This is a genomic window from Pedomonas sp., from assembly GCF_036515995.1.
Lineage (GTDB): Bacteria > Pseudomonadota > Alphaproteobacteria > Sphingomonadales > Sphingomonadaceae > Pedomonas.
The window spans coordinates 1-9,431 of sequence record NZ_DATBUP010000253.1; the positions used below are offsets into that span (position 1 = coordinate 1).

Sequence of the window (9,431 nt, forward strand, 5' to 3'; positions counted from 1 at the left end):
CCCAGACATCCCCGAAACACAAGGGGCATTTCATTAGCAATCGTACCTTGGTGCGCATCACTTCGCAAGATACTTAGTCAATCGCGTAATCTTTAATATATGCATAGTGAAATGACGCATTTGCTACGCACTGACGCACCGATGCCCTTGAACACGAAACAAGCCGGCAAATCGGCCACGCCGGATTGAGCGAAACGTCACCCCGGACATGCCTCGCCCCGACGCGTAAACGGTGCAGCCCGGCGGGGAGAGGCCGAATAACCTGAAACATTACGCTTTCAGGATCATATCGGCCGCCTTCTCCGCGATCATCATGGTCGGCACGTTCGTGTTGCCGCCCGGCACCATGGGCATGACCGAGGCGTCAACGACGCGAAGCCCTTCAACGCCATGCACCCGCAACTGCGGATCGACCACCGCTCGGGCATCGCGGCCCATGCGGCAGGTGCCGACGGTGTGAATGTCCGCAATGGCGGTCTCGCGCAGGTAGGCGTCCAGCTCGTCATCGGACTGGAGCGCCGCGCCGGGCGCGAGCTCCTCGCCCCGCAACGGATCGAACGGGGCCTGCGCAAAGATGTTCCGGACCGCGCGAATGGCATCGCGCCCCAGCGCCATGTCGTTCGGCGAGGCGAGGATGTTGGGATCGAGGCTGAGCGGTGCCATGGGATCCGCCGAGGTCAGACGGATCTCGCCCGCGCTTTCAGGATACAGCAGGTTGATGTGGGCAAAATAGCCGTGTTTCATGATGAGCTTGCGGCCCATGGCCTCATAAAGCGCCATGGAGAAGTGGATCTTGATGTCCGGCTCTTCCGAGCCGGGGCGCAGGCGCATGTACGCCACCACCTCCATGGGCGGCTGGGCGAGCGGCCCCTTGCGGAACACGGCAAAGTCGAACGCCGCCTTGGCCGCGATGACGGGATTGAAGAAATTATAAAGCGAGATGGGCTGCGAGCAGGTCTGCTTGACGGTGACGGCGATGTGGTCCCGCCAGTTCTGCCCGACACCGGGCAGGTCCTGCACCACCGGAATGCCGTGCTCGGCCAGATGAGCCGCCTCCCCGATGCCGGACAGCATGAGGATGTGGGGCGAGTGCACCGCGCCTGACGAGACGATGACTTCGCGCGCGGCCGAGGCGCGCACGATCTGGTCGCCCAGCTTGTATTCGACGCCGCTGGCGCGCCTGTCCTCGAACAGCACCCGCTGCACGTGCGCGCCGGTGACGATACTGAGATTGGAGCGCTTTGCCGCCGGGCGCAGATAGGCATGGGCGGAGCTGTAGCGCCGCCCGGCAGAGGCGGTCACGTCCGTTGGCCCGACGCCTTCGCGGTGCGCGCCGTTCATGTCTTCATTATAAGGCAGGCCTGCCGCCTGCGCGGCCTCGCAGAAGGCCTTGGCCAGCGGGTGATTGATACCAGGACGGCTGACGTGCACCGGCCCGCCCGCGCCGTGAAATTCATTGGCCCCGGGCTGATAGTCTTCGAGCTTCCTGAAGTAGGGCAGCACATCCTCGTAGCTCCAGCCCTCGTTGCCGAGCTGGGCCCAGCGGTCATAGTCGCCGCGGGTGCCGCGATCATAGACCATGCCGTTGATGGACGAGCCTCCGCCCAGCACCTTGCCGCGCGGCGTGTACATCTGGCGACCGCCCGCATGCTTCTGCGGCACCGAGACGTGCATCCACTGGAACCAGCCCTTGTACATGATGGGCAGAAGGCCGCCGGGCGCGCGGATGAAAACGCTGTTGTCCTTGCCCCCGGCTTCCAGCAGCAGCACCCGGTTTCGCGGGTCTGCCGACAGGCGGTTGGCCAGCACGCATCCGGCCGAACCGGCACCGATAATTATGAAATCAAATACCTGGCTACTCACGCCTGCCCCTCCCCTTGCTCAGCGCCGTCTGCAATCAGCGCCCGCAATCAATAGCTGCTATCATTCTGCCCTGATTTATTGCAGGCTTGCACAAATTGCGCACTTGAATTTAGCTTTTGCGTAGTTCAGTCATCTCTTTGTAGCGCAACTGCGCAACAGCCACCAAAATAAAGATCGGGGGAGCGACGTGGCAAACAACGGCTGGGATCATGAGGTCGACGTTCTCGTGGTGGGCTCGGGGGCGGGCGGATTGGTTGCGGCCCTTGCCGCTGCCGACCACAAGGCGGACGTTCTCGTCATTGAGAAAAGCAGCGAGTACGGCGGCACTTCCGCCACCTCCGGCGGCGGCATCTGGATCCCGAACAGCCCGCTGGTGGCCGGCAACCCGATTGCCGAGGCAATGGGCCACACCGACACCGAGGAGGAAGCCTTCCAGTATGTGCGTGCGCTCTCCGCGCCGAACGTGCCGGATGACCTGATCCGCTCCTACATCCGCAACGCGCCGCGCATGCTGGAATGGGTGGTGAGCAAAACCCCGGTGCGGTACTCCGCCCAGCCCTATCCCGATTATCACGCCGAGCTTCCGGGCGGAAAGCAGGGCTTCCGCACCCACCTGCCCGAGCCGATGGACGGCCGGGTGCTGGGCGACGACATTCTGACGCTGCGCGCCTCCTCTCCGGCCGCCAGCCTGTTCGGCCGCATCAACTGGCGGTTCGATGAAACCTATACCGTGCTGTTCCGCCCCAAGGGCTGGCCCAAGGTGCTGGCCAACATGCTGTGGCGTTACGTCACCGACATTCCGCACCGCTTCCGCTCGCGCAAGGACCGCTACCTGACGCTGGGCACCGCGCTGGTGGGCGGCCTGCGGGTAGCGCTGAACGAGCGCCGCGTGCCGTTGTGGCTGAATACGCCGCTGGTGAGCGTGATCGAGGAAAACGGCAAGGTTCTGGGCGTGGAAGTGCGCCGCAACGGCAAGCCCATGCGCATTGCGGCACGGCGCGGCGTGGTACTCGCGGCCGGCGGCTTCGAGCGTAACCGCGATCTGCGCAAGCGCTACCTCGCCAATGACGCGGACCCGACCGTCTCCGGCTCACAGGTGAACAATACCGGTGATGCCATTCTGGCGGCTGAAAAGATTGGTGCAGGGCTGCGCAACATGCAGTCCACCTGGGCCGCGCCGGTCTTCCGCGTGCCGGGCGAGGACCGGGCGCGCCTGTCCACCATCGAGCGCGCCCTGCCCGGCTGCATCATGGTCAACCAGGCGGGACGGCGTTACCTGAACGAAGCCGCGTCCTATCACATCGTCGGCCAGAAGATGGTGGCAGCCAACGCGCCGGGCGCGGGCACCCAGCCTTCGTGGATGATTTTCGATCACACCTACCGGCACAACTACCCGATGGGCCCGCTGCTGCCGCTGGTGCCGGATTTCCTCCAGCACCCGGCCGTACAGAAGATCATGCGCAAAGCCTCCACGATCGAGGAGCTGGCCCGCAAGATCAACGTGCCCGCCGACGTGCTGGCCAATACCGTGCGCACGTTCAATGAAGGCGCGCGCCGGGGCGAGGATCCGGAATTCCAGCGCGGTGCTGCCGCCTATGACCGCATGTACGGCGACCAGCGCGTCACGCCAAACCCGACTCTCGGACCGATCGAGAAGGCGCCGTTCTACGCTTTCCCGATTTACGCGGGCGACATCGGCACCAACGGCGGCGTCGTGGTTGATGAAAATGCGCGGGTGCTGAATGACGCGGGCCTGCCGATTCCGGGCCTTTATGCGGTGGGCAACAACGCGGCCTCTGTGATGGGCGAGAGCTATCCGGGCGCGGGCTCGACGCTGGGGCCGGCCATGACCTTCGGCTTCGTGGCCGCGCGTCATGCGGTGGGCGCGAACGACTGATCTGCGCCGGACGCCTCTTTCGGCCGGTTGGCCGCCCGATACGTTCGGGCGCGCCGACAGCCGATTGACAGAAACCGGACAGCGCCCAGACTGGGCGGCAAGACATACGAACGACAAGATACGGACAATCGAGGCACGGGGAGAGGTGTCATGGAAACACGTATGGCGATGAAGGGGCCGTGGCCGCATCTGCTCTCGAAGGGCAGGATCGGCAGCATGGAGCTGCGCAACCGCATGATCGTGACCGCCATGGGCGTGAGCCTGGCGAACGACGACGGCACGGTGGGCGAGCGCCAGATGGCCTATCACGAGGAGCAGGCCAAGGGCGGCGCAGGGCTCATCATCACCGGCGTGTGCGGTGTGGCCTGGCCCACCGGCGCTGTGGCCCGCAACCAGATCGGCATTTCCGATGACCGCTTCTTGCCGGGCCTGAAGCAACTGGTGGACCGCGTGCACGCCCACGGCGCGAAGATCGCCGCGCAGCTGCACCATGGCGGCCAGGTGGCCGGCTTTTCCTCCACCTTCGGCCAGCCGCTGTGGCTGCCGTCTATGCCCAAGCCGTTCGAAGGCGACATGCTCGACAGCTTCCTGCCGGAAGAGCTGGGCGCATTTGCCGGCGGCCCGATGCCGGAGATCAAGATCCTCGAGGCCGAGGATATCCAGACCGCTATCCGCCAGTATGCCGACGGCGCGCGCCGCGCCAAGGAAGCAGGTTTTGACGGCGTCGAAATTCACGGCGGTCACGGCTACCTGATTTCGTCTTTCCTCTCTCCGTCCAGTAATCGCCGTACAGACGAGTATGGCGGCCCGCTGGAAAACCGCGCACGGCTGATGCTGGACGTGGCCCGCGCGGTGCGCGAAGCCGTCGGCCCCGACTTCGCAGTCTGGATGAAGCTGGACTCCCGCGAAGTGGGCAAGAAGGTCGGCACCACGCTGGAAGATGCCAAGCAGGTCGCCAAGTGGCTGGAAGCGGCAGGCGTTGATGCCATTACCGTGACTTCCTACCACGACACCGGCGCAGGCAAGCTGCACTCGGATTCCAACATTCCGCACCTGCCCAACACCAACGTGCCGGCGGCCGAAGCCATCAAGGCCGAGGTGAGCATTCCCATCATCGCCTCCGGCCGGATCGAGCCAGACGACGCGGAAAGCCACATTGCCGGCGGCAAGTATGATTTTCTCGCCATGGGACGCAAGGTGCTGGCCGACCCGCACCTGCCGCGCAAGCTGGCGGAGGGCCGCCCGGACCTCGTGCGTCCGTGCATCTACTGCTACACCTGCGTCAGCGCCATTTACGTGCGCGAGCAGGTGCGCTGCGCCGTCAACTTCGAGACCGGCTACGAGGACCTGCGCCCGAACGCTGCGCCGCCCAAGGGCCAGCGTATCGTCGTCATCGGCGGCGGGCCCGGCGGCATGGAAGCCGCACGCCGCCTGGACGCGGCGGGGAACAAGGTCACGCTCATCGAGAGAAGCGACCGGCTGGGCGGCACGCTGCGGTTCGCCTCCCTCGCCTACGAGCCGAACCAGCGCCTGCTGAACTGGCTGCGCGACCAGATCGCCAATTCCGGCGTCGAGGTGCGCCTCAAGACGGAAGCCACGCCGGAACTGGTGAAGTCCCTGCAGCCGGATGCGGTCTATGTGGCAACCGGCGCGGTGCGCGACATGCCGCCGATCCCGGGCGGCGATCTGGCCCACGTGCTCTCGGGCGATGACCTGCGCAAGATGATGCTGGGCGAGACTTCCGAAGAGGTGAAGCGCAAGACCAGCTTCCTGACGCGCGTTGCCACCAAGATCGGCGCGGCAACGGGTATGACCGCCAACATCGACTTCGTGCGCAAGGCCACCCACCAGTGGATGCCGCTGGGCGACAATGTCGCCATCATCGGCGGCGAGCTGGTCGGCCTTGAACTGGCGGAGTTCCTGATGGAGCGCGGCCGCAAGGTGACCGTGATCGAGGAAGGGCCGAAGTTCGGCCGGGGCCTTCTTTTGGTGCGCCGCATGCGCATCATCCCCGAGCTGCGCGAGCACGGCGTTGCCCTGCACGCCAACGCCAAGGACGTTCGCATCATCGAGGGCGGCGTGCAGTTCGTCGACGAGGCAGGCACTGCGCAGAACATCGCAGCCGACCACGTGATCGTGGCACGCGGCGCCCGCGGCGATTCGACCGTTGCGGAGCAGTTACGGGCAGCGGGTCTGACCGTCTACGAATTCGGCGACGGCACCGGCGTGACTTACATCGAAGGAGCCATTCGCGGCGCCTCCGAGGCAGTGACGCACATGGGTACGGCCGCCTGACCAGATCCGAAGGGGGTGCGCGACACCGCACCCCCTTCTTTCTCCTGTTATTTCAAGCGCCTGCGACGCCAGTCATTTCGCACATGCAGCATTTTACGCCTTCGCTTCGTTCTCCTGCATAAACACTTCCGTCATCCAGCCCGCCTAATCTTGCTCGCGTCTGACAAGCCGGAAGGCTCACCACCCCACGACTGCGTAACGCGGTACGCCTGAAAAAACGCAAATGCAAAATCTCGTTTGACAGCGTGCGCAGCGAAACGCTAATGTTGGTGCGCAATTGGACGTGTTGGGCGGGGAGTTCCTTTCAGATAGCAGAGCCGCTGGTATAACAGGTTGCGGAGACGTGGGTCCCGCACTGCACAATGAAAACAACCGGCCCTTGCATCGTCCTGACATTCACCGGCTGCGCTCAGAGATCTGAGACGCGGCAGGATAATAATTCCCCGGCTTCTTGAGCCGGCAGCTGTGAGGGGGAAAGATGCCTGTCAGATCACTCGGCTACATCGTAGCGGAAACAACCGATCTGGAGAGCTGGCGGGATTTCGCCGCCAATTGCCTTGGCCTGATGCCGGCCCAGTCTCCCCGGGAAGACGTGGCGCTGTTCCGCATGGACGACCGCCCCTTCCGCATCTGGATCCAGAAGGGCGAGCAGAACCGGTTCCTCGCCGCCGGCTGGGAATTCGGCTCCCGCAAGGAATTCGAAGAGGTGATCGAGCGCCTGAAGGCCGCTGGTCGCCCGGTTGAAATGGCCGACGTGATGGAGGCCCGCGCCCGCCATGTGGATGCGCTGGCCCGCTCCTCCGATCCGGCCGGTCATCCGTTCGAGATCTACTACGGCCGTCACTACGATTACGCGCCGTTCGTCTCCCCCGCCGCCGTCAGCCGCTTCGTGACCGGCGACAACGGCGACATGGGCATGGGCCACGTGGTTCTGACCGCGCCGAATTTCGAAGAGACCCACGAGTTCTACAAGGACACCATGGGCTTCGGCGACACGGACCTGGGTCGCTTTTATCTGGCAGGCGGCGGACCGGACGACCCGGGCGTCGGCTTCGCCTTCCTCCACGCTCGCAACGGCCGCCACCACAGCCTCGCGCTGGGCCAGATGCCGGAAAGCCCGAACGGGGCTGTCCACATCATGGTGGAAGCCGCCACCCTTGAGGACGTGGGCCGGGCCTACGACCGCGTGGTGAAGAGCAAGGGCAAGTGGCACCTCTCCGCCACCCTCGGCCGTCACGTGAACGATAAGATGACCTCGTTCTACGTGCGGACTCCAGGCGGCTTTGACGTTGAATATGGTTGGAACGGCCTCGTTATTGACCCTGACACCTGGATCCCAACCACCAGCATGTCGGTAAGCGACTGGGGTCATAAGTGGGCACATGAGAAGGACGATTAAGGGCATGCTCGACAAGCGCATGACGGTTGACGATATCGTCGCCGAACTCTCCGATGGTATGACGATCGGCTTTGGCGGCTGGGCAACCCGCCGCAAGCCGATGGCTCTGGTGCGCGCCATTGCGCGCTCCAACCTGAAGGATCTGACGGTCGTTGCCGGTTTCGGCGGACCGGAGATCGGCATCCTTGCCGCCTCGGGCAAGATCAAGAAGCTGGTCTTCGCCTTCTGCACGCTGGACCACATCCCGCTCGATCCGCACTTCCGCGCTACCCGTCAGGCGGGCGCATACGAGGTGTTCGAGCTGGACGAAGGCATGTTCCACTGGGGCCTGCGCGCCGCTGCGATGAAGCTGCCGTTCCTGCCGAGCCGTGCAGGTGTTGGCACCGACATCATCCGCCAGTCCGCCTTCGAGTTCAAAACGGTGAAGAGCCCGTACGAAGACGGCGAAGAACTGGTAGCGATGCCCGCGATCAAGGTGGACGTGGCGCTCATTCACGCGCACCGCTCCGACGAGCGCGGCAACATCCTGACCCTCAGCGACGACCCGCTGTTCGACGAGCTGCTGGTGCGCGCTTCCGAGCGCACCTACGTGTCGGTTGAAAAGCTGGTCTCCACCGCCGAGCTGGACATGCGCAACAACGGCCGCTTCAACCTGGTGGACCGCTGCTTCATCACCGGCGTGGCCGAAGTGCCGCACGGCGCGCACCCGACCAGCGCAAACCCGGACTACCAGCTCGATCTGAAGCACATCAAGACCTACGTGGACAGCGCGGCTTCCCCGGAAGCCTGGGCTGAATACCGCGCGAAGTTCGTGGACGTTGATCACGCCACTTACGTCGCCAACGTGGGTGGCGCAGAGGCAATCAACGCATTGCCGAAGCCGGTGTATTAAGGAGAGCGGGACGTGAGCGATATCAACTACTCTCTGGCCGAACTGGTCATCGTGGCGTGCGCGGAAGCCTTCCGCGACGACGGCGAAGTGATGGTCACCGGCATTGGCCCCCTGCCCCGCGTGGGCGCGGGCTTGGCCAAGCTGACCTTCAGCCCGGCGATCCAGACGACCGACGGCGAATGCTGGTACACCTCTGATCCGGTGTCTCTGGGCAAGCGCCCGGAACCGGAAGCCGAGGGCCTGTGCACCTATGACCGCGTGTTCTACACGCTGTGGAGCGGCAAGCGCCACGCCATGGTGACGCCGGTTCAGATTGACCGCTTCGGTCAGGCCAACATCTCCGTCATCGGCGACCACAAGAAGCCGAAGGCGGCCATGCTGGGCGCACGCGGCTTCCCGGGCAACTCGGTCAGCCACCGGAACAGCTTCTTCATTCCGAACCACAACACCCGTGCGTTCGTGTCCGGCGAAGTCGATTTCGTGTGCATGGCCGGTTACAATCCGGAGCGCTACCTGAACGGCCGTCCGCCGCTGGGCCTGGACTACCGCATCATCGTCACCAACCTGTGCGTGATGGATTTCGGCGGCCCGGATCACCAGATCCGCGTCGTCTCCCTCCACCCGGGCGTGACCTTCGAGGAGGTTCAGGAAAACACCGGCTTCCCGCTGGCGCGGGTTGAGGGTGAAATTCCGACGACCCCGGCACCGACGGCAGAGCAGCTCGAGCTCATCGAGAGGCTGGACCCGCACGGCGTGCGCAAGACCGTGTTCAAGGACAACCCTCCGGGCGACCGTCGCGCTGCGGCCTGATTTTCAGGCCTCAGGGCTCGCGTGAACCCAACTTGAGGAAATGGCAATGACTGACCTCGTCGAACCCCGCAAGGCCGACATTGTTTACGAGACCGACGAACCCGTCCGCTACGAAGTGGACGGCGCCGTTGCTCACGTGATCATGAACCGGCCGCAATTCAACAACGCGCAGAACAGTCAGATGACCTATGCGCTGGATGCGGCTTTTCAGCGTGCGGTGAACGACGATGCCATTCGCGTGATCGTGCTGCGCGGAGAAGGCAAGCACTTCTCCG

General features: G+C 64.3%; 7 protein-coding genes. 6 read left to right on the top strand and 1 reads right to left on the bottom strand.

What is annotated here, in order from left to right; translation table 11 throughout:
* Positions 1 to 270: 270 nt before the first annotated feature.
* A complete protein-coding gene (locus VIG90_RS17820) occupies positions 271 to 1,863 on the bottom strand; it encodes a choline dehydrogenase (protein WP_331594869.1) in 1,593 nt (530 codons plus the stop codon).
* Between the two features lie 187 nt (positions 1,864 to 2,050).
* Here VIG90_RS17820 and VIG90_RS17825 point away from each other — a divergent pair, with 187 nt between their 5' ends.
* The 6 genes from VIG90_RS17825 to VIG90_RS17850 all read left to right on the top strand — a co-directional run.
* Positions 2,051 to 3,760, top strand: coding sequence for an FAD-dependent oxidoreductase (locus tag VIG90_RS17825; protein WP_331594870.1), 1,710 nt, complete (start codon positions 2,051 to 2,053; stop codon positions 3,758 to 3,760).
* Positions 3,761 to 3,910: 150 nt separating this feature from the next.
* Entirely contained in the window at positions 3,911 to 6,055 is a 2,145-nt protein-coding gene (locus VIG90_RS17830; protein ID WP_331594871.1) for an FAD-dependent oxidoreductase, read from the top strand.
* Between the two features lie 478 nt (positions 6,056 to 6,533).
* A complete protein-coding gene (locus tag VIG90_RS17835; RefSeq protein WP_331594872.1) occupies positions 6,534 to 7,454 on the top strand; it encodes a VOC family protein in 921 nt (306 codons plus the stop codon).
* Positions 7,438 to 8,346 carry a CoA transferase subunit A gene (locus tag VIG90_RS17840; RefSeq protein WP_331594873.1) on the top strand — a complete coding sequence of 303 codons (909 nt, stop codon included), beginning with the start codon at positions 7,438 to 7,440 and terminating at the stop codon, positions 8,344 to 8,346. Before VIG90_RS17835 ends, VIG90_RS17840 begins: the two co-directional genes overlap by 17 nt.
* Positions 8,347 to 8,358: 12 nt before the next feature.
* Positions 8,359 to 9,156, top strand: a complete 798-nt coding sequence (locus VIG90_RS17845) for a ketoacid CoA transferase (RefSeq protein WP_331594874.1) — start codon at positions 8,359 to 8,361, stop codon at positions 9,154 to 9,156.
* 46 nt (positions 9,157 to 9,202) lie between these two features.
* Positions 9,203 to 9,431 (top strand): enoyl-CoA hydratase-related protein (locus VIG90_RS17850; RefSeq protein WP_331594875.1); only part of this gene is annotated, 229 nt, incomplete at its 3' end.